Source organism: Nonomuraea rubra (assembly GCF_014207985.1).
Classification (GTDB): domain Bacteria; phylum Actinomycetota; class Actinomycetes; order Streptosporangiales; family Streptosporangiaceae; genus Nonomuraea; species Nonomuraea rubra.
On sequence record NZ_JACHMI010000001.1, the window covers coordinates 1,139,926 to 1,159,680 of the forward strand.

Genomic DNA, 19,755 nt, shown 5'->3' on the forward strand with positions numbered 1-19,755 from the left:
GCTTCCCCCCTTCGTGGTCCTTCTGAGCACGTCAGTCGCGGTCAGGTGCCATGACCATTCTTAGCGAATATGGATTGTTTCGCATACAACGACATTGGGGGTGGGCCTTCCAGGAGCGCCTTCTCCAGCGCCAATCAGGGGTTACGTCCATTGTGCCGTTGGTCACAGAGGGCTCCTTGCCGTCGAGGAACGCCAGCGCATGACCGGTCACCTGCGCCGCGACCACGGTCGCGAGGGCGACGTCACAGGCGATCTCCCCCGGCGGATACCCGCCCAACCGGGCCGTGACGATCGGCCAGTACGGGTCGCGATCGCGCCGCGTCAGGTCGAGGCAGTGCAGGCACGCCGTGTCCCCCGGCAGGACCAGCGGCCCCACGGTCCCGTGCCCTTCGAAGGCGGACACCAGCAGGTGGGGGATGCGCAGGGAGTCGAGGTCGTTGACCAGCAACATGTCCAGCGGACCGACCGGGGCCAGGATGACGAGATCCGGCCGGTCCGACTTGTCCCCGAGGCTCGTCCCACCGGCCACCGCCTTGACGGTCGGCCGGCACCGCCCCTCCACCCCGCCGGCCTCCCTCTCCCCACGCCGCCCACCGGGCTGAGCGCCGGAGGGAACACCTCTGCCGGCACCGCCATGACCCGGAGGAGTGGCCGCGCCGGCACCGCGCGAAGGAGCAGCGGCGCGCGCACTCTGCGCGGCCCCCGTACGGCCCCCTTGTGCGTGCGCTGTGCGGGAGCCTTGCGTGGACCCTGCACGGGCGTCCTGTGACGACCCTGTGCGAGCGTCCTGTGGGGACGCTGCGCGGGCGCTTTGTGCGGACGCTGCGCGTGCGCCCTGTGCGGATGCTGTGCAGGCGTCTTGTGGGGACGCTGTGCGGGCGTCTCCCGGGGAAGAGGGGCCGGTGCCCTGCCGTGTGGCCGAGCCTGCGGACTGGGCGCTGGAGGAGCCACCCACGCCCTGCGCAGACATGCCCGAGCGCGCGCTTGGCCGCGGGGCGGCGCCTGTGCGCGCGCTCGGCGATGGAGCGGCACCCGAGCGCGCGCTCGGCGGGCTAGCAGCGCCCGTGCCTCGCGGCGACGACGTGGCGGGCCGGTTGCCGGAGGGGGCCCCGCTGCCCGCATCGCGCGGAGAAATGCCGGTGCCACTACCTGCCCCACGCGAAGGGGCGCCGTTACCGCCATCACGCGGTGAGAGGTTGGTGCTGCGGCCGCTGCCGCGTGGGAGGGCGGTGGGCCGGGGAGTCGCGGCCGTTCCCGTGGCTCTGGTGGCCGCCTGGCCCGCGCTCTGAACGGGGTCGGGGAGGACGCCGGCCGCGTCGAGGGCCTCCCGGTACTCGGCCGCGGTCGGCTCGTCGCTCTCCAGAGGCGGCAGGCCCGCCGACGTGAGCCGTCTGGCGACCGCCACGGCGCCGGCCTCGCGGGCCATGCCCACCTCCGCCCACGTGAGCCCGCCAGGGGTGATGTCCTGCGGCCGCGCCTCGTCCGGGTCGAGGACGCGGATGTGGCCCACGCCGGCGGCGGCGAGCAGGGCGACGACCTGGGCGCCGATGCGGCCCGCGCCGTAGACCCGCACGCGTGACCGCCTGCGGCGCTCGAAGAGGGCGATCATGCCGTCGGGCGCGGTGGAGCCGAGGTCGAGGGCGTTGAGGTCGGGTCTGAGGCGGTCGCGCTCCGCCAGGGGGAGGTCGCGCAGGGAGCCGGGGCCGGTGGCGGCGTCGTGCAGCGCGCCCTGGGCGGCGAGCTGGTCGAGCAGGGAACGGGCGCGGAACTCGTCGAGACCCGCGAGGGCCGCCTCGCGCAGGACGGTCTCCAGGTCGCGGGTGCCGTCGAGGCCCTCGACCCACTCCCGGACGGGTTGGGTCAGGCCGCTCAGCATGACGGCCCGGAGGGGGTGCACGCCGAGCTGCAGGGTGCGCTCGTCGCGGAGGATGTGCCGCAGGGTGGGCTTCACACGTGGCCTCATGGCGGGAAAGGCTTCCATGCCCGGGCAAGATCCCGAGCGGGTTCCGTGGCGGCTGTGGATAACTTCGGAAATGAGGCGCGTCCCTGTGGACAGGAGTAATGATCGGCCGCCCGGTCATATGGGTCGCCGCCGTCATTACGGGCCCATTGATCGTCAACTGGGAAGGTGCCCACGTTACGCTTCCCCGCATGAACGAGCTCTCAGTTGATCGCAATGACGACGGAGTCGTACAGATCACCCTCGACCGCCCCGACATGCGCAACGCGATGACCGACACCATGACGGCCGAATGGCGCGAAACCATGACCGCCCTGGCCGCCGACCGGGACGCCCGCTGCCTGATCGTCACGGGCGCGGGAACCGCCTTCTCCTCCGGCGGCGACCTGTCGTGGATCGGCGAGCGCGGCGCCGAGGCCGTGCCGCGGCTGCGCGAGCGCATGCTGGCCTTCTACCGCACCTGGTTGTCGATCACCGAGCTCGAGATCCCGACCATCGCCGCCGTCAACGGCCCGGCGGTGGGTGCGGGCCTGTGCGTGGCGCTGGCCTGCGACCTCGTGTACGCCGCCGACGACGCCAGGCTGCTGGCCCCGTTCACGACCCTGGGCCTGCACCCGGGCATGGCGGCCACCTACCTCCTGCCGAGGAGGGCGCCGGGCCTGGCCCGGGAGATGCTGCTGGCGGGCCGCACCGTGTCGGGCAAGGAAGCGGCGGATAAAGGCCTGGTAAATCAGAGTTTCCCGAAAAATGGCCTAATGTCGGAAGTGACCGGCATCGCCATGAAGATCGCCCAGAACGCTCCCATTGCCACAAGGCTCACCAAAGTAGCCCTCAACCAAGACCATCAAGGCCTGGAAGCCGCTCTGAGGTGGGAATCCTTGGCCCAGCCCGTGACCATGGCCTCCGCCGACATGATCGAGGGCCTGGCCGCGCATCGGGAAAGGCGCATGCCCAAATTCACCGGCTCTTAATCATCTGACCAGCAGAAACAACGTCCACCCTCTGTGGAATTTCGCCAGTCTCGGCTACCGTGCATATGTGCCCCCCGAGACAGTCGAGGTTCGTCGCAGTTCTCGTCGCCGGCGTACGGTGTCCGCATACCGCGACGGCGACAAGACGATCGTGCTCCTGCCCGCCTGGCTGAGCGGCGAAGACGCGGATGAATGGGTGAGCCGGATGCTGGATCGGCTGGCCGCCAAGGAACGCCGCCGAAGGCCGACCGACGAGGCGCTGCTGGAGCGGGCCAAGGAGCTGTCGGCGAAGTACCTGAACGGCGAGCCCGATCCGGTCAGCGTCCGCTGGGTCGACAACCAGCAGCACCGCTGGGGTTCGTGCACCCCCGAGACCGGCACCATCCGGATCTCCACCAGGCTCAAGGGCCTGCCCGAATGGGTCATCAACTACGTGATCATCCACGAGCTCGTGCACCTGCTGGTGCCCAGCCACGGGCCCAAGTTCTGGGCGCTGGTAGAACAGTATCCCAAGGCGGAGCGGGCCCGCGGGTTCCTGGAGGGGTTCTCCGCCGCGGCCCACATGGCACCGGAGGAGTGTTGACGCGCATCGCCGCGGTCCTGGTACGACAGCACATGGCGCAGGCCGCGCCCCCAGGCGTCGACCCGGGAGACTTCCTGGAGGCGGTGGCGGAGGACACGTACGAGATCGTCGCCGGCCTGGAGCTCGTCACCCCCGTCCTGATCACCAGCGTCCCCGGCCTGGACGACCTCGTCTGGCCCGGCACCGAGGTGATCGCCATCGCCGAGGACGAGCCGCTGAAAGACGTTCTCACCCGTCTCGACGCCGATCAGGCCGCAGTCGTCTGCGCCGACGCGCCCGATCTGCCGCCGCTGCTCATCGGCAAGCTGTTCAGGGAGCTCGGCAGGGCCGAGATCACGATCTGCCCGGCGGAGAACGGCGGCGCCGTGGCCCTGGCCTGCGCACTCCCGGCACCCGCCTGGGCGGACCCCGACCTCGACGCGTACGACGTGGTCAAGGAGCTGCGCGCCCAGGCGCCGGGCCCGCGCAGGGTCGCCACCACCCCGGGCTGGCACCGCCTGCGCACGCCCCAGGACGTCGGACGCCTCGACCCCGGCCTCGAAGGCTGGGACAACACCAGGGCCCTGGTCAGGGCACGGTGAGCTCGGCCAGCACGGCCCGGTGGTCGGTGCCGGGCACGTCGCGCACGCTGACCTCCCGCACCCCGACCCGCCGGTCCACCAGCACGTGATCGATCGTGATGAGCGGCGGCACCCGCTTGTTCGCCGGCCACGTGGGGATCAGCCCGGCCCCCACCTGGTCGGCCGCGTCCAGGTAACCCCGTGACAGCAGCCCCCGCATGGCGGCGTGGTCGAGCGAGGCGTTGAAGTCGCCGGCGATGATCCTGATCCGGTCGGCGGAGGCGGAGGGGAAGGCCGCGAGCGCCGCGTTCCAGTCACTGACCTGCGGCCCCAGCGGCGGGAACGGATGCGCGTCGATGAACTCGATCGGCTTGCCGCCCGGCAGCGAGATCGTCGCCGCGGGCATCTGGTGACCGACGGGCGGCATGACGTCCCAGAGCGCCTCGACCGGGTGCCTGGAGTAGATGCCGCTGCCGCCGGCGCTCCACTCGTCCTGCAGCACGCGGTGCGGCATGATCTCCTTGAGCCCGGCCGCGTCGAGGTCGGCGACCGCGCCGGGGGTCAACTCCTGCGTGCTCAGCACGTCCGGCCGGAACTCCCGCACCAGCTTCATGATCGTCGCGATGTCGGCCCTGCCGAACAGCATGTTGATCGTCATGACCTTGAACGGCCTGCCGGTGGTCGCCTCGGCGCCGCCCAGCGCCCTGGGCAGCACGCTGATGCCGAGCGCCGTGGCCGACAGCAGGGCGACGACCGTCGCGGCCCGCCTGCGCCCGACCGCCGCGATCAGCAGGGGGACGAGCGAGCCCGCCGCGGCGTACGGCGTCGCGGTCATGAGCTGCGTCGGCAGCGACCCGCGCTCCAGCCCGGCCACCCTGGCCACCGCCCAGGCGGCGAACGGGGTCACCGCGGCCCAGGTCAGCGCGGTTGCGGGAAACTTCCTGCGCTTGCGTACCGGTGTCACGATCGTGCCGCCGACGGCAGAAGTCTCCACGCAGCCCCCCTTTGGAACGACGCAATGGACTCTAGCCAAGCAGGCGCGAACCCGAGCCGAGCGCGGCCCGTCCGCGTGCGGCCAATCTCCGCGTCGCCTCGTCGGACAGCTCGGGGATCTCGTCCACGGGGAACCAGCGCAGGTCGAGCGACTCGTCGCTCATCACGGCCTCGGCCCCGGCAGGCGCCACGGCGGCGTACTCGACGTCGAGGTGCCAGCTGTGCGGCGGATGGCACCACACGACGTGCTTGTCCACCGCGAGCGGCCCAGGCAGCAGCTCCAGCCCGGAGATCCCCGACTCCTCCCACGCCTCCCGCAGCGCGGCCGCCGCCAGTGACGTGTCGGAGATCTCGCAGTGGCCGCCCATCGGCAGCCACATCCCGGCCTTCGGGTGCAGCGTGAGCAGCACCATGGAGCCGTCGTGCGACAGCACGGCCGTGGTCGCCGTCAGGTGCCCGGGCACGCACTCGCGCAGCATCGCGTCGTCGTGCGTCCGCAGGTGCTCCAGGAACTCGGCGCGCAGCGCCTCCTCCCCGGGCGTCGGCGCGGTCCAGGCGGACAGCACCTCCACGGCGTCGTGGTGCAGCAGGCTCAACCTTCGTCGCCCTTGTCGTCGTCGGGACCCTTGTCGAGCTGTGAGATGTCCCACGCCGCCTCGCCGCGTACGAACGCGTCGGGGTCGTCGAGGTCCTCGGCCGTCGGCATGAGGTCGGGGTGACCCCACAGCGCGTCGCGCCCGTCGAGGCCGCGCGCGCTCTCCAGCGCCCGCCACAGGGCGGCGGCCTCGCGCAGCCGCCTGGGCCGCAGCTCCAGCCCGACCAGCGTGCCGAACGTCAGCTCCGCCGGCCCGCCGGTGGCGCGGCGGCGGCGTACGGTCTCGCCGAGCGCGACGGCGGAGGGCAGCTTGCCCTGCGCGGCCTTGTCGACCACGGTGGCGACCCACCCCTCGACCAGGGCGAGCATCGTCTCCAGCCGGGCCAGCGCGGCCTTCTGCCGCTCGGTCTCCTCGGGCTTGAGCAGGTTGCCCCCGCTCAGCGCCTCCTGGATGGCCTGGGGGTTGTTGATGTCGAGCCCGCGGATCTGCTCTTCGAGCGCGGAGGTGTCGACCGTGATGCCCCTGGCGTACTCCTCCACCGCGCCCAGCAGGTGGGAGCGCAGCCACGGGACGTGCTGGAAGAGCCGGTGGTGCGCGGCCTCGCGCAGCGCGAGGTAGAGCCTGATCTCGTCGGCCGGGATCTCCAGGCCCTCGCTGAAGTGCGCGATGCCGCCGGGCAGCAGCGCGGCCGTGTCGGAGAGCGGCAGGCCGATGTCGGTCGTGCCGACGACCTCGCGGGCCAGCGAGCCGAGCGCCTGCCCGATCTGCTGGCCGACCATCATGCCGCCCATCTGCTTCAACATGCCCATCAGCGGCCCGGCCATCTGCTGGGCCTCGGGTGGCAGCCCCGAGCCGCCGAGCGCGCCGCCCATGGTGTCGACCATGCGCTCCGCGATCGGCTCGCAAAGCTTGCGCCAAATCGGGATCGTGTTCTCGATCCACTCGGAACGGCTCCAGGCCTGCGGGGTCGACACGCCGCTGGGCAGCGTCGTCGCCTCGTTCAGCCACAGATCCGCCAGGCTGAGCGCCTCGACGATCTGGCGCCGCTCGCCTTCCATGACGCTCGGGTCGCCCTCGGCGACCACGGCGTGCCTGGCGATGTTCTTCGCCATGTCCCAGTTGACAGGGCCTGAGCCCTGCGGAGCCGACAGCATGTCGGCGAACTGGCGCATCGCCTGAGCCATCTGCTCAGGGTTGCCGAACATGGCGAACGGGTTCTCGTTGGGGTCGTTTTCGCGACCTGGCAGGTCAGTCACCGGTCTACCTCATGCAGGATGGAGGAGGAATCCACATCCGCCACGTTAGTCGTCCGACGGCGGATCAGTGCAAAGTGAGGACCTGGTGCCTACCTCGAAACGCCCGCGTCAACCCGTCGTCGCCGTAACGGGCGCGGCCTCCGGCCTCGGCCGCGAGGTGCTCGCGAGACTCGTGAACTCCGCGGATTTCCGCAGAGTGGTGGCCATCGACGAGGAACGCGGAGACGTCCAGGAAGCCACGTGGAGAGTGATCGACGTACGAGATCCGCTCTTGGCGAACCGGATCTCGGACATCGACGTCCTGGTCCATCTGGCCGGTGACTACGCCGTCGACTCCGACCCGGCCGAGCGGCGGGCGTACAACCTGCGCGCCGCCCAGACCGTGCTGACGGCCTGCGCCGCCGCGCGCGTGCGCCGGGTGGTGCTGGTGACGAGCGCGATGGTGTACGGCGCCGCGCCCGAGAACGAGGTGCCGCTCCCGGAGGACGCCCCCGTGGCGGCCGAGCCCGACACCGGCGTCGTCGGCGACTTCCTGGAGATCGAGTCCCTGGTGCGCCGGTCGCTGCGCAGCCACCCCGGCCTGGAGGTGACCGTGCTGCGCCCGGCCGCGGTCGTCGGCCCCGGCATCGACACGGTGATCACCCGCCACTTCGAGTCGCCCAGGCTGCTGACCGTGAAGGGCTGCAGCCCGCACTGGCAGTTCTGCCACCTCGACGACCTGGTCTCGGCGCTGGAGCTGGCGGCCCGCGGCCTCGTCAGCGGCGTGGTGGCGGTCGGCTCCGACGGCTGGCTGGAGCAGGAGCAGGTCGAGGAGCTGTCCGGCATCCGCAGCCTGGAGCTCCCGGCGGGCCTGACGTTCGGCACGGCCCAGCGCCTGCACCGCCTCGGCATCACCCCGGCGCCCGCGACCGATCTGCACTACGTCGTCTACCCCTGGGTGGTCGACTGCGCGGCGCTGCGCGAGGCCGGCTGGAAGCCGTCGTGGACGAACGAGGCCGCCTTCGAGCAGCTCCTGGAGCTGCGGGAGAACCGTACGACCGTGGTCGGCAGGCGCCTGCCCGTCAAGGAGGCCACGCTCACCGCCGCCGGCGCCACCGTGGCGGTGATCGGCACCGCCGCGATCGTCCGTCAAGTCCGTAAGAAGCGGCGCGGATGAACGGTTAGAGTCTTTCTCGTGGACGTCATCCGCTTGCTCGGCATTCGCGACACCTCGCTCTCCGTTGACGAGGTCCTGGCAGCCGTGGCCGACCACGCCGCGGGCGGCACCGCGTTCTTCGTGGGCACCGTCCGTGAGCAGGATCACGGCAAGCCGGTCACCAAGCTCTCCTACTCGGCTCACCCCTCCGCGGAGGCCGAGCTCCGGCTGGTCGCCGAGAAGATCGCGGCCGACTTCCCCGTGACGGCGATCGCCGCCGTGCACCGGGTGGGCGAGCTGGAGCTGGGTGACGCCGCCGTGATCGTCGCGGTGGCGGCGCCGCACAGGGACGAGGCGTTCAGGGCGTCCCGGCGCCTGATCGACGACCTCAAGGCACGGGTTCCGATCTGGAAGCACCAGGTGTTCGCCGACGGCGAGACCGAGTGGGTCGGCGCCGGCGAATAAGCTCATCGACATGTCACGACGCGCCCTGACCCTGCTGCTCGCGGGTTTCCTCGTGCTCGCGCTCGGGGTGATCGGCGCGTTCCGCCCCGTTCCGTACGTCGTGCTGAGCCCCGGCCCGACGGAGAACACCATCGGCGAGGTCGACAAGAAGCCCGTGATCACGATCAAGGGCAGGCAGACCTACCCGACCTCCGGCGCGCTGAGCCTGGTCACGGTGGCCTACCAGGGCGGCCCCGCCGCCCAGATCGACCTGCTGACCGCGCTGCGCGGCTGGCTCGACCCGACGGTGGCGGTGGTCCCGCAGGAGACCATCTTCGCCCCCGGCCGCAACGCCGAGGAGGTCGAGGAGGAGAACGTCGTCGAGATGACGAACTCCCAGGACTCCGCGACCGCCGCCGCGCTGACCGAGCTCAAGATCCCGTACACCGTGGGTGTGGGCGTGCTGTCCACCGAGCCGGGCAAGCCCGCCGACGGCAAGGTGCAGAAGGACGACGAGATCACCTCCGTCGACGGCGAGCCGACCAAGGACTCGGAGGCCGTCCAGAAGGCGGTCAAGGCGCACAAGCCCGGCGAGAGCGTGGTGCTCGGCGTCGTGCGCGGCGGGAAGAAGCTCGACGTCACCCTGCAGACCGTGGCCGGCCCCCAGGGGCAGACCATCGTCGGGCTGACGATGGGGCCCAAGTTCACGTTCCCGTTCGACGTGGACATCAGCGTGGGTGACGTCGGCGGGCCGAGCGCCGGGCTGATGTTCTCGCTCGGCATACTCGACAAGCTGACGCCCGGCGAGCTGACCGGCGGCAAGAAGATCGCGGGCACCGGCACCATCCAGCCGACGGGCGAGGTGGGGGCGATCGGCGGCATCGCGCAGAAGATGATCGGCGCGAAGGACGCGGGCGCCACGATCTTCCTGACGCCTCCGGGCAACTGCGCGGAGGCCTCCCAGGCGGTGCCCGACGGCCTCCGGCTGGTCAGGGCCGACACGTTGCACCAGGCGGTGCTGGCGCTCGACGCGCTGCGTACCGGCAAGGGCCAGGTGCCCTCCTGCGAGGCCGGATGAAACTTCTGGCGATCGCCGTGCGTTAGCAGTAGGGCTGGCACAGCGGTGTAGGTTGCCAGTCACGGACCGTTTTTTCATTACGACGAGGGGTTGGCCTTGAGCTTCCGGACCCCAGGAGCCGGCAGGGCGATGCGCTTGCCCCGCCGACCGCGACTGCTTCTGCCTGTGGCGATCGCCCTCGTGGCGATCGTCGCGCTGTTTTTCCTCTTCTCGGGCATTTACACCGACTATCTCTGGTACGACTCGACCGGCTTCACGTCGGTCTTCAGCGGCATGGTGCTGACCCAGATCGTGCTGTTCGTGGTCGGCGCGGTGCTCATGGTCGGCATCGCCGGCGGCAACATGCTGCTGGCCTTCAAGACCCGCCCGATGTTCGGGCCGGCGATCTTCGGTGGTGGCAGCGGCGCCGACCGCTATCGCATGGCGCTCGATCCCCACCGAAAGCTGATCTTCATCGTCGGCATGGGGCTGCTCGCCCTCTTCTCCGGCTCCTCGTTCGCGGGCCAGTGGAAGACGTGGCTGGAGTTCAGCAACGGCGCATCGTTCGGCAAGACGGACAAGTTGTTCGGGATGGACATCTCGTTCTTCATGTTCGACTACCCGTTCATCCGCATGGTGCTGAACTTCCTGTTCACCGCCGTGATCATCTCGATCGTCCTGGCGGCGATCACGCACTACCTGTACGGCGGCTTCCGCCTGCAGTCGCCCGGCGTGCACGCGTCCAGGGCGGCCCGTGTCCACCTGTCGGTGCTGCTGGGCGTCTTCGTGCTGCTCAAGGCCGTCGCCTACTGGGTCGACCGCTTCGGCCTGGTCTTCTCCGACCGCGGCTACGTGCACGGCGCCTCCTACACCGACGTCAACGCCGTGCTGCCGGCCAAGACCATCCTCGCGATCATCGCGCTGATCTGCGCCGCACTGTTCTTCGCCGGCGTGTTCCGGCCCGGCGGGATGCTGCCCGGCGTCTCCTTCGGCCTGCTCGTGCTCTCGGCCATCCTGATCGGCGGCGTCTACCCGGCGCTGGTCGAGCAGTTCCAGGTCAAGCCCAACCAGCAGGGCAAGGAGGCGGCCTACATCGAGCGCAACATCCAGGCCACCCGCGAGGCGTACAACATCGACAAGACCGAGGTCGAGACGTACAACGCGCAGGCGGACCCGGCCCGGGTGCAGGCCAACGGCGACACCTCCGTCTCGGGCGTGCGCCTGCTCGACCCGTTCCTGCTCGGCTCGACGTACGAGCAGACGCAGCGCATCAGGGGCTTCTACAGCTTCGCCGACCCGCTCGACGTCGACCGCTACCCCGACAGCTCCGGCAAGCTCGTCGACCACATCGTCGGCGTGCGCGAGCTGACCGGCCCGCCGACGGAGCAGAACAACTGGATCAACCGCGTTCTCAAGTACACCCACGGCTACGGCTTCGTCGCCGCGCCGGGCAACCAGGTCGACTCCAGCGGCCTGCCCGCGTACGACGCCAAGGACATGCCGGTCACCGGCCCGCTGGTCGACACGACCAAGCTCAAGGAGTCCCGCATCTACTTCGGCGAGAACGAGTCGGCCTCCGAGTACGTGATCGCGGGCGGCGACCCGAACAACCCGCAGGAGCTCGACTACCCGGAGACGGGTGGCACCGGCCAGAAGAACTCCACCTACACCGGCGCAGGCGGCGTGCCCGTCGGCTCGTTCTTCAACCGGCTTCTGTACGCCGCCAAGTACAGCGAGGCGAACATCGTCCTGTCGGGCGACATCAACGACGCCTCCAAGATCCTGTACGTCCGCAACCCGCGGGACAGGGTCGAGAAGGTCGCGCCGTTCCTCACGCTCGACGGCAACCCCTACCCGGCGATCGTCGACGGCCGGATCCAGTGGATCGTCGACGGCTACACCACGTCCAACGACTACCCCTACTCGCAGAGCCAGAGCCTCGGCGACATGACACGCGACACGTCCACGGACCGCCGCGTCATCGCCCAGCAGCCGACCGACAAGATCAACTACATCCGCAACTCCGTCAAGGCCACGGTCGACGCCTACGACGGCACGGTCAAGCTCTACGCGTGGGACGCCAACGACCCGCTGCTCAAGACCTGGAGCAACGCGTTCCCCGGCGTCATCAGCCCGGCCTCGCAGATGAGCGCCGAGCTGCGCCAGCACGTGCGGTACCCGGAGGACCTGTTCAAGGTGCAGCGCTTCACCCTGTCGCGCTACCACATCCAGGACCCGGGGGCCTTCTACGGCGGCCAGGACGTGTGGAACGTCCCCGGCGACCCGACCCAGGGCGACAGGAACATCAAGCAGCCGCCCTACTACCTGACCACCACGATGCCGGGCAGCAGCACTCCGGCGTTCTCGCTGACCACGACGTTCGTGCCCCGGCAGGGGCCCAACCTGGCGGCGTTCATGGCGGTCAACTCGACGGCCGGCCCCGAGTACGGCCGGATGCGGATCCTGCGGATGCCGCCGTCGAGCACCCCCATCCCAGGCCCGGGGCAGGCGCAGAACGCCTTCCAGAGCCGCTTCGCCGGTGAGCTGAACCTGCTGGGTGTGGGTGCCTCCGCGGTCCGTTACGGCAACCTCCTGACACTTCCGTACGCGGGCGGGCTGGTCTACATCGAGCCGGTGTACGTCCAGGTGACCGCGGGCGGCGGGCAGGAGCCGTACCCGATCCTGCAGCGGGTGCTGGTGTCGTTCGGCAGCAAGATCGGTGTGGCCCGCACGCTGGAGGAGGCCCTCGCGGAGGTCTTCGGCGGCGAGCAGCAGCAACAGCAGCAACAACAACCGAGCGACCAGCAGCAACAGGCCCAGCCCAACACGTCCAACTCGGCACTCAACTCGGCGATCGCCAACGCCAAGAAGGCCTACTCGGACGCGCAGAAGGCGCTGCAGGCCAGCCCGCCCGACTGGGACGCCTACGGCGATGCCCAGAAGCGGCTGGAGGAGGCGCTGCAGGCGCTGGAGGGGGCCAACGCGCAGCCGCAGCAGCAGCCGTCGCCCACGGCCTCACCGACCGCCTCACCGGCCGCCTCGCCCAGTGCTTCGCCGTCGGCGTCCCCGACGGCGTCGCCCACGGGATCGCCGACGGAGAACACGTCCTGACGCATTCGGTTTGCGCCCGCCCCGCGTTGCCCGGTAGCCTACAAAGGCACAAGCGACGCGGGGTGGAGCAGTTCGGTAGCTCGCTGGGCTCATAACCCAGAGGTCGCAGGTTCAAATCCTGCCCCCGCTACCAGGCAGAGGCCCGGGTTTCCGGAAACGGAGATCCGGGCTTTCGCGTGAGTGGGCGGGTGTGTGGTTCGTCCACTGCTCGGAAGCCTGTATAGTAAGTACTGACACACCGACGCGGGGTGGAGCAGTTCGGTAGCTCGCTGGGCTCATAACCCAGAGGTCGCAGGTTCAAATCCTGTCCCCGCTACCAAGGAAAGTCCCCGGTCGCCGGTTCATCCGGCGGCCGGGGACTTTTTCGTTTGCCCGGAAAAGCAACCCTTGTCCGCCATGGCCGCGGATGATTACATGATTACATGACCGATGAGGCAGTACCGACCCTCTACGAATGGGCCGGCGGCACCCAGGCCTTCGAGCGGCTGACCGAGGTGTTCTACCGCAGCGTCGTCAAGGACGACCTGGTCGGGCCGCTGTTCGCGCACATGGACCCGGACCATCCGAAGTACGTGGCGATGTGGCTGAGCGAGGTCTTCGGCGGCCCCGACCGGTACACCACCGAACGCGGCGGCTACGCCCACATGCTCCGCCACCACCTCGGCAAGTCGATCACCGAGCCGCAGCGCCGCCGATGGGTGAACCTGCTCATGGACGCGGCCGACGAGGTCGGGCTGCCCGACGACCCCGAGTTCAGGGCCGCGTTCGCCGGCTACATCGAATGGGGCACCAGGCTGGCCAGGCACAACTCGCAGCCGGGGGCGACCCCGCCGCCCGAGGCTCCGGTGCCGCACTGGGGGTGGGGAGTCGCGCCGCCGTACCAGCCGTAACCTGGAGGAATGAGAGGGCGGCTGCGCGTCTACCTGGGTGCGGCGCCCGGCGTGGGCAAGACGTACGCCATGCTGAGCGAGGCGCGGCGCGCGCGCGAGCGCGGCAAGGACGTGGTCGTGGGCCTCGTCGAGACCCACGGCCGCGCCCGCACCGCCGCCCTCCTCGACGGGCTGGAGGTCGTGCCGAGGCGGACCACGAGCTACCGCGGCACGATGTTCACCGAGCTCGACCCCGACGCCGTCATCGAGCGCGCCCCCGCGCTCGCCCTGATCGACGAGCTCGCCCACACGAACGTCCCCGGCTCCCGCAACACCAAGCGCTGGCAGGACATCGAGGAGATCCTCGACGCCGGGATCGACGTCGTCTCCACGGTCAACGTCCAGCACCTCGAATCGCTGAACGACGTCGTCGAGCGGATCACCGGCGTGCCGCAGCGCGAGACCGTCCCCGACGAGGTGGTGCGCAGGGCCGGCCAGATCGAGCTGGTCGACATGGCGCCCGAGGCGCTGCGCCGCCGGCTCGCCCACGGCAACGTCTACCGGCCGGAACGGGTCGACGCCGCGCTCGCCAACTACTTCCGCGTCGGCAACCTGACCGCTCTGCGGGAGCTCGCCCTGCTCTGGGTGGCGGACAAGGTGGACGAACAACTCGGCCGCTACCGCAGCGACCACTCGATCGCCGGCATCTGGGAGGCCCGCGAACGCGTGGTCGTGGCACTCACGGGCGGGCCGGAGGGCGACACCCTCGTCCGGCGCGCCGCGCGCATCGCGGCCGGCGGCAAGGGCGCCGACCTGCTCGCCGTGCACATCACCAGCGCCGACGGGCTGATCACCAAGGACGACCCCGCCCATCTGGTACGCCAGCGCGCCCTCGTCGAGAACCTGGGCGGGACGTACCACCAGGTGGTCGGGCACGACGTGCCGCGGGCGCTGCTCGAGTTCGCCCGCGGCGCGAACGCCACCCAGCTCGTGCTCGGGGCGTCCAGGAGACGGCGGCCGCTCACCCGGGGCGTGGGTGCGACGACGGCCGCGCTCTCCGGGGCCATCGACGTGCACATCGTGCCGCACGAGGAGACTGCGGCGGGCCGCCGGCGGACGCGGCCGCGGGCCGCGCTGCCGGGCCGGCGGCGGGCGTCCGGCTGGGCGCTGGTGCTGCTCGGGATCCCGCTGCTCACGGCCGCGCTCCGGCCGGTGGAGCTGACCCTGCCCAGCGAGATCCTGATCTTCCTGCTGTTCGTGGTGGCCGTCGCGCTGACCGGCGGCATGTGGCCGGCGCTCACGGCGGCGGTGCTCGCGTTCGGGCTGCTCAACTGGTTCTTCACGCCGCCGCTGCACACCCTGTCGATCGCCGAGCCGGAGAACGTGCTCGCGCTGGCCATCTTCGTGCTGGTGGCGGCCATGGTCAGCACGGTCGTCGACCTGGCGGCCCGGCGCAGCAGGGAGGCGGCACGCTCGCGGGCCGACGCCGAGGTGCTGTCCACGCTGGCGGGCCACGTGCTGCGCGGCGAGTCGGCGCTGCCGTCGCTGCTCGCCCGGATGCGCGAGACGTTCGGGCTGGCGGCGGTGACCCTGCTCGAACGGGGCGAGCCGGGGGAGAGCGGCGGGTGGCGGATCGTGGCGACCTCGGGCGGGAAGCCCGCCACGAGCCCCGGCACCGGCGACCACGACGTCGTGATCGACGACCGGCTGGTGCTCACCGCACGGGGTCGTCCGCTGGAGGCCGGCGACCGGCGGGTGCTGGAGGCGTTCGCGGCGGAGTCCGCGGTGGCGCTGCGCCAGCAGCGGCTGCGCGAGGCCGCCGACCGGGCCGGGCCGCTGGCCGAGGCCGACAGGATGCGTACGGCGCTGCTCGCCGCCGTTGGGCACGACCTGCGCACGCCGCTCGCCTCGGCCATGGCCGCGGTCGAGAGCCTGCGCGGCACCGACGTCACCTGGTCGGACGACGACCGCGCCGAGCTGCTCGCCACCGCCGGCGAATCGCTGATCAAGCTGAACCGGCTCGTGTCGAACCTGCTCGACATGAGCCGCCTCCAGGCCGGGGTCCTCGGCGTCACGCTCGGACCGGTGGCGATCGAGGACGTCCTGCCGCACGCGGTGGACGACCTCGGGCCGCTGAGTGACCGCCTCGCGACCGACATCCCGCCGGGGACACCCGAGATCATGGCCGACCCCGCGCTGCTGGAGCGGGTGCTCGTCAACCTGATGGCGAACGCCGTCCGCCACAGCCCGGCCGGCCTGCCCGTGCTCGTGGGCGCGAGCTGGCACGGCGACCGCGTCGAGATCCGTGTCATCGACAGGGGCCCCGGCATTCCGCCCGAAGCCCATGAAAGGGTGTTCCTGCCGTTCCAGCGGCTCGGCGACCGTGACAACCACACGGGCGTGGGGCTCGGCCTGGCACTCTCGCGCGGGCTGACCGAGGCGATGGGCGGCACGCTCGTCCCTGAGGACACGCCCGGAGGAGGACTCACCATGACCGTCTCACTGCGGCGGGCCCCATGACCCGCGTGCTGGTGGTGGACGACGAGCCCCAGATCCTCCGCGCCCTGCGGGTCAACCTGGCGGCGAGGCAGTACGAGGTCGCGGTCGCCCCCGACGGCGGCACGGCACTGCGCCAGGCCGCCGAGTGGCACCCGGACCTGGTCATCCTCGACCTGGGCCTGCCCGATCTCGACGGGGTGGAGGTCATCCAGGGGCTGCGCGGCTGGACCTCGATCCCGATCATCGTGCTCTCCGGCCGGGCCGACAGCACCGACAAGGTGGACGCGCTCGACGCCGGCGCGGACGACTACGTCACCAAGCCGTTCAGCGTCGACGAGCTGCTCGCGCGGGTGCGCGCCGTGACCCGCCGCACCGGGCAGCACGACGAGGAGAACGCCACGGTGCGGGTGGGTGAGCACGTCGTCGACCTCACCCGTAAGACGATCTCGGACGGAGTACGCCTGACGCCCACGGAGTGGCACTTCCTGGAGATCCTGCTGCGCAATCCCGGCAAGCTGATCAGCCAGCGGCAGTTGCTGACCGAGGTCTGGGGCGATTCCTACCTGAAGGAGACGCACTATCTGCGCCAGTACATGGCGCAGCTACGGCGCAAGCTCGAACGGGATCCGGCGCATCCGGTGCATCTGCTGACCGAGGCCGGGATGGGGTACCGGTTCCAGCCGTAGGCCGCCGGGTCAGGCCTTGCTGAGCATGTGGACGGTCTTCCGTACGGACCAGGCCAGCAGGAGAAGGCCGAAGATGACCTGGACGATGCGCATCCAGGGGGGCGAGCCTTTGTCCGCATAAATCACGATGCCGACCCACATCAGGCCGAATATCCCGACCACGACGATTGCCGTCCAGTTCAGCCCCCGCTGCCACATATGCGGAGTCTTGCAGGCAGCCGGCCAAGGGGGAGTATGCCCGCAGTTGTCCCCACGTCAGTGGGCGGCAACTTTGTCCCGTTTGTTCGCTCGGGCGCGGCGTTGGGCTGGCTTCCGCGTTCTACGAGTCGGCTGCCGCGTTCTGCGGGCGGGCTTCCGCGTTCTGCGGTGAGGGCCGCGGTTCTGCGGTGAGGGTCGCGTCCAGTGGGCCGCCCGGCGCGGGCTGTGGTCAGCGGGGGAGCGCGCGGCCGGTGCCGACGCAGCGCCGCAGCCGGGGGCCGCGAGGGCGCGGCTGCGGCATCTCCTCCAGGCAGGCGAGCAACGCGGCCGCCGTGCGCGCGTCGGACAGGATGCGCTGCACGGCCTCGCCGTCCCCCGGCAGCTGGCCGCGCTCGGCCAGCTCGTGCTTCAGGAACGCCAGGGGCTCCGGCATGTCCGCCAGCTCGGCCGCGACGGTCGCGCGGGCGGCCGTCAGCAGGCGCAGGTAGTGGGTACGCAGGACGGCCTCACGCATGCGGGCGTGCTCCAGGTCGTCGATCAGAGTCCTGGCGACTCGCAGCAGATCTCCGGCGTGAGTCGCCCCGTCGGCGAGGAACGCGCGGATGTCGTCGAACTCCGACCGTGTCATGTCGGCCACCTCCGTGAGCGCAGACTGCTCGTAGGTACTTCGTACCGAGGGACGATTGCGGATGACTTGCGGTCGGCTTGCCTGGGGGCGTCGGACCGCTGGGGATTGGCGAGGTTTGAGGGTCAGGTGGTGAGGGAAGAACCTCCTGATTACCTGAGTGGGCCGAAGCGGGCGCGCGAGGCTGCTAGAGTTGCTTCCCGCAGGGCGATCGAGAGGGGCTCCTGGAGCCCCGAGATACCCGGCAAATCCCACTACCTTCAGGGTCGTCCGTTGATGGTTCGGACCACTTCGAACGGGCTGGTAAGTTAGAGGGGTTGTCTCCGAAAGGGGGCAGGGATTAATTCCCGCAGGTCGAGCAAGTCCGGTCAATTTGACAGGAACTTGAACGGCTGAAAGAATTAAGACCACAACGACGAAATGAACGCCTCCGAGCGGGGGCCGCGAGAGCGGGCCTGGTGAGGAAGTACGCGTCCGTTTCTTGAGAACTCAACAGTGTGTTAAAAGCCAGTGCATGATTTTCATGCAACACCTCGTCAAGAGATTTTCTTGATGGATTTTGCTCGGATGAATAATCCAGACATTGTTTGGAGAGTTTGATCCTGGCTCAGGACGAACGCTGGCGGCGTGCTTAACACATGCAAGTCGAGCGGAAAGGCCCTTCGGGGTACTCGAGCGGCGAACGGGTGAGTAACACGTGAGCAACCTGCCCCTGACTCTGGGATAAGCCCGGGAAACTGGGTCTAATACCGGATACGACCGCCTCCGGCATCGGGTGGTGGTGGAAAGTTTTTTCGGTTGGGGATGGGCTCGCGGCCTATCAGCTTGTTGGTGGGGTAGTGGCCTACCAAGGCGACGACGGGTAGCCGGCCTGAGAGGGCGACCGGCCACACTGGGACTGAGACACGGCCCAGACTCCTACGGGAGGCAGCAGTGGGGAATATTGCGCAATGGGCGGAAGCCTGACGCAGCGACGCCGCGTGGGGGATGACGGCCTTCGGGTTGTAAACCTCTTTCAGCAGGGACGAAGTTGACGTGTACCTGCAGAAGAAGCGCCGGCTAACTACGTGCCAGCAGCCGCGGTAATACGTAGGGCGCAAGCGTTGTCCGGAATTATTGGGCGTAAAGAGCTCGTAGGTGGCTGGTCGCGTCTGCCGTGAAAGCCCGCAGCTTAACTGCGGGTCTGCGGTGGATACGGGCCGGCTAGAGGTAGGTAGGGGCAAGTGGAATTCCTGGTGTAGCGGTGAAATGCGCAGATATCAGGAGGAACACCGGTGGCGAAGGCGGCTTGCTGGGCCTTACCTGACGCTGAGGAGCGAAAGCGTGGGGAGCGAACAGGATTAGATACCCTGGTAGTCCACGCTGTAAACGTTGGGCGCTAGGTGTGGGGATCTTCCACGATCTCCGTGCCGGAGCTAACGCATTAAGCGCCCCGCCTGGGGAGTACGGCCGCAAGGCTAAAACTCAAAGGAATTGACGGGGGCCCGCACAAGCGGCGGAGCATGTTGCTTAATTCGACGCAACGCGAAGAACCTTACCAAGGTTTGACATCACCCGGAAACCTGCAGAGATGTGGGCCTCTTCGGACTGGGTGACAGGTGGTGCATGGCTGTCGTCAGCTCGTGTCGTGAGATGTTGGGTTAAGTCCCGCAACGAGCGCAACCCTTGCTCCATGTTGCCAGCAGGCGCTTCGGCGTGCTGGGGACTCATGGGGGACTGCCGGGGTCAACTCGGAGGAAGGTGGGGATGACGTCAAGTCATCATGCCCCTTATATCTTGGGCTGCAAACATGCTACAATGGCCGGTACAGAGGGTTGCGATACCGTGAGGTGGAGCGAATCCCTAAAAGCCGGTCTCAGTTCGGATTGGGGTCTGCAACTCGACCCCATGAAGTCGGAGTCGCTAGTAATCGCAGATCAGCAATGCTGCGGTGAATACGTTCCCGGGCCTTGTACACACCGCCCGTCACGTCACGAAAGTCGGCAACACCCGAAGCCCGTGGCCCAACCCGCAAGGGGGGGAGCGGTCGAAGGTGGGGCTGGCGATTGGGACGAAGTCGTAACAAGGTAGCCGTACCGGAAGGTGCGGCTGGATCACCTCCTTTCTAAGGAGCACTCTCACCCATCGCCACCGAGTGTGTGGTGGGGTGACAGCTCACTAGTGGAGCACTGGCTACTCAGCCGGGCCGGGATCGCCGGCGTGCTAGTACCGC

16 protein-coding genes, 2 tRNA genes and 1 rRNA gene are annotated in these 19,755 nt (G+C 69.5%); 13 read left to right on the forward strand and 6 right to left on the reverse strand.

The window, feature by feature from the left end:
* Positions 1-31: 31 nt before the first annotated feature.
* Positions 32-1,963, reverse strand: coding sequence for a ThiF family adenylyltransferase (locus HD593_RS61115; protein WP_246546322.1), 1,932 nt, complete (start codon positions 1,961-1,963; stop codon positions 32-34).
* Between the two features lie 188 nt (positions 1,964-2,151).
* On the opposite strand from HD593_RS61115, the gene HD593_RS05275 reads away from it, so the two are divergent.
* The 3 genes from HD593_RS05275 to HD593_RS05285 all read left to right on the forward strand — a co-directional run bounded on the left by HD593_RS05275 (position 2,152) and on the right by HD593_RS05285 (position 4,095).
* Positions 2,152-2,931 carry an enoyl-CoA hydratase/isomerase family protein gene (locus HD593_RS05275; RefSeq protein WP_185100981.1) on the forward strand — a complete coding sequence of 260 codons (780 nt, stop codon included), beginning with the start codon at positions 2,152-2,154 and terminating at the stop codon, positions 2,929-2,931.
* 118 nt (positions 2,932-3,049) lie between these two features.
* A complete protein-coding gene (locus HD593_RS05280) occupies positions 3,050-3,514 on the forward strand; it encodes a M48 metallopeptidase family protein (protein ID WP_312903364.1) in 465 nt (154 codons plus the stop codon).
* Positions 3,511-4,095, forward strand: a complete 585-nt coding sequence (locus tag HD593_RS05285; protein ID WP_185100983.1) for a glycosyltransferase family protein — start codon at positions 3,511-3,513, stop codon at positions 4,093-4,095. Before HD593_RS05280 ends, HD593_RS05285 begins: the two co-directional genes overlap by 4 nt.
* Here HD593_RS05285 and HD593_RS05290 read toward each other — a convergent pair.
* Genes HD593_RS05290 through HD593_RS05300 form a run of 3 tightly spaced genes read right to left on the reverse strand, consistent with a single transcriptional unit; the run spans position 4,082 to position 6,919 of the window.
* Positions 4,082-5,068 carry an endonuclease/exonuclease/phosphatase family protein gene (locus HD593_RS05290; protein ID WP_185100984.1) on the reverse strand — a complete coding sequence of 329 codons (987 nt, stop codon included), beginning with the start codon at positions 5,066-5,068 and terminating at the stop codon, positions 4,082-4,084. The genes HD593_RS05285 and HD593_RS05290 overlap by 14 nt on opposite strands.
* A gap of 31 nt (positions 5,069-5,099) precedes the next feature.
* On the reverse strand, positions 5,100-5,663 hold the full coding sequence (locus HD593_RS05295) for an NUDIX hydrolase (protein WP_185100985.1): 564 nt from the start codon (positions 5,661-5,663) through the stop codon (positions 5,100-5,102).
* Entirely contained in the window at positions 5,660-6,919 is a 1,260-nt protein-coding gene (locus tag HD593_RS05300; RefSeq protein WP_379478772.1) for a zinc-dependent metalloprotease, read from the reverse strand. The genes HD593_RS05295 and HD593_RS05300 overlap by 4 nt, the downstream gene beginning before the upstream one ends.
* A gap of 82 nt (positions 6,920-7,001) precedes the next feature.
* Between HD593_RS05300 and HD593_RS05305 the strand changes: the two genes are divergently transcribed.
* The 9 genes from HD593_RS05305 (at position 7,002) to HD593_RS05345 (ending at position 16,720) form a co-directional block, all read left to right on the forward strand.
* Complete coding sequence (locus HD593_RS05305) at positions 7,002-8,075, forward strand: NAD-dependent epimerase/dehydratase family protein (protein WP_185111680.1); 1,074 nt, start codon at positions 7,002-7,004, stop codon at positions 8,073-8,075.
* A gap of 18 nt (positions 8,076-8,093) precedes the next feature.
* Positions 8,094-8,519: a molybdenum cofactor biosynthesis protein MoaE gene (locus HD593_RS05310; RefSeq protein WP_185100986.1), complete on the forward strand. Its 426-nt coding sequence runs from the start codon at positions 8,094-8,096 to the stop codon at positions 8,517-8,519.
* A gap of 10 nt (positions 8,520-8,529) precedes the next feature.
* Positions 8,530-9,576 (forward strand): YlbL family protein, encoded by a 1,047-nt coding sequence (locus tag HD593_RS05315; RefSeq protein ID WP_185100987.1) that lies wholly within the window; start codon positions 8,530-8,532, stop codon positions 9,574-9,576.
* A 129-nt stretch (positions 9,577-9,705) separates the two neighbouring features.
* Positions 9,706-12,666 carry a UPF0182 family membrane protein gene (locus tag HD593_RS05320; protein ID WP_185100988.1) on the forward strand — a complete coding sequence of 987 codons (2,961 nt, stop codon included), beginning with the start codon at positions 9,706-9,708 and terminating at the stop codon, positions 12,664-12,666.
* Between the two features lie 56 nt (positions 12,667-12,722).
* Positions 12,723-12,799 (forward strand) — tRNA-Met (locus HD593_RS05325).
* Positions 12,800-12,908: 109 nt separating this feature from the next.
* Positions 12,909-12,985 (forward strand) — tRNA-Met (locus tag HD593_RS05330).
* Positions 12,986-13,088: 103 nt separating this feature from the next.
* A complete protein-coding gene (locus tag HD593_RS05335) occupies positions 13,089-13,556 on the forward strand; it encodes a group II truncated hemoglobin (protein ID WP_185100989.1) in 468 nt (155 codons plus the stop codon).
* Between the two features lie 9 nt (positions 13,557-13,565).
* Positions 13,566-16,055, forward strand: coding sequence for a sensor histidine kinase (locus HD593_RS05340; RefSeq protein WP_185100990.1), 2,490 nt, complete (start codon positions 13,566-13,568; stop codon positions 16,053-16,055).
* Complete coding sequence (locus HD593_RS05345) at positions 16,052-16,720, forward strand: response regulator (protein WP_185100991.1); 669 nt, start codon at positions 16,052-16,054, stop codon at positions 16,718-16,720. The genes HD593_RS05340 and HD593_RS05345 overlap by 4 nt, the downstream gene beginning before the upstream one ends.
* 9 nt (positions 16,721-16,729) lie before the next feature.
* On the opposite strand, the gene HD593_RS05350 is transcribed toward HD593_RS05345, so the two are convergent.
* A complete protein-coding gene (locus HD593_RS05350; RefSeq protein WP_185100992.1) occupies positions 16,730-16,918 on the reverse strand; it encodes a hypothetical protein in 189 nt (62 codons plus the stop codon).
* 229 nt (positions 16,919-17,147) lie between these two features.
* Positions 17,148-17,546: a hypothetical protein gene (locus HD593_RS05355; protein WP_185100993.1), complete on the reverse strand. Its 399-nt coding sequence runs from the start codon at positions 17,544-17,546 to the stop codon at positions 17,148-17,150.
* Positions 17,547-18,127: 581 nt separating this feature from the next.
* On the opposite strand from HD593_RS05355, the gene HD593_RS05360 reads away from it, so the two are divergent.
* A 16S ribosomal RNA gene (locus HD593_RS05360) occupies positions 18,128-19,647 on the forward strand.
* Positions 19,648-19,755 lie beyond the last annotated feature (108 nt).

Coding starts and splice junctions, on each gene's coding strand:
- HD593_RS05275 (WP_185100981.1), top strand. CDS start 2,152: ATGAACGAGCTCTCAGTTGATCGCAATGACGACGGAGTCGTACAGATC.
- HD593_RS61115 (WP_246546322.1), bottom strand. CDS start 1,963: ATGAGGCCACGTGTGAAGCCCACCCTGCGGCACATCCTCCGCGACGAG.
- HD593_RS05335 (WP_185100989.1), top strand. CDS start 13,089: ATGACCGATGAGGCAGTACCGACCCTCTACGAATGGGCCGGCGGCACC.
- HD593_RS05345 (WP_185100991.1), top strand. CDS start 16,052: ATGACCCGCGTGCTGGTGGTGGACGACGAGCCCCAGATCCTCCGCGCC.
- HD593_RS05350 (WP_185100992.1), bottom strand. CDS start 16,918: ATGTGGCAGCGGGGGCTGAACTGGACGGCAATCGTCGTGGTCGGGATA.
- HD593_RS05340 (WP_185100990.1), top strand. CDS start 13,566: ATGAGAGGGCGGCTGCGCGTCTACCTGGGTGCGGCGCCCGGCGTGGGC.
- HD593_RS05315 (WP_185100987.1), top strand. CDS start 8,530: ATGTCACGACGCGCCCTGACCCTGCTGCTCGCGGGTTTCCTCGTGCTC.
- HD593_RS05320 (WP_185100988.1), top strand. CDS start 9,706: ATGCGCTTGCCCCGCCGACCGCGACTGCTTCTGCCTGTGGCGATCGCC.
- HD593_RS05355 (WP_185100993.1), bottom strand. CDS start 17,546: ATGACACGGTCGGAGTTCGACGACATCCGCGCGTTCCTCGCCGACGGG.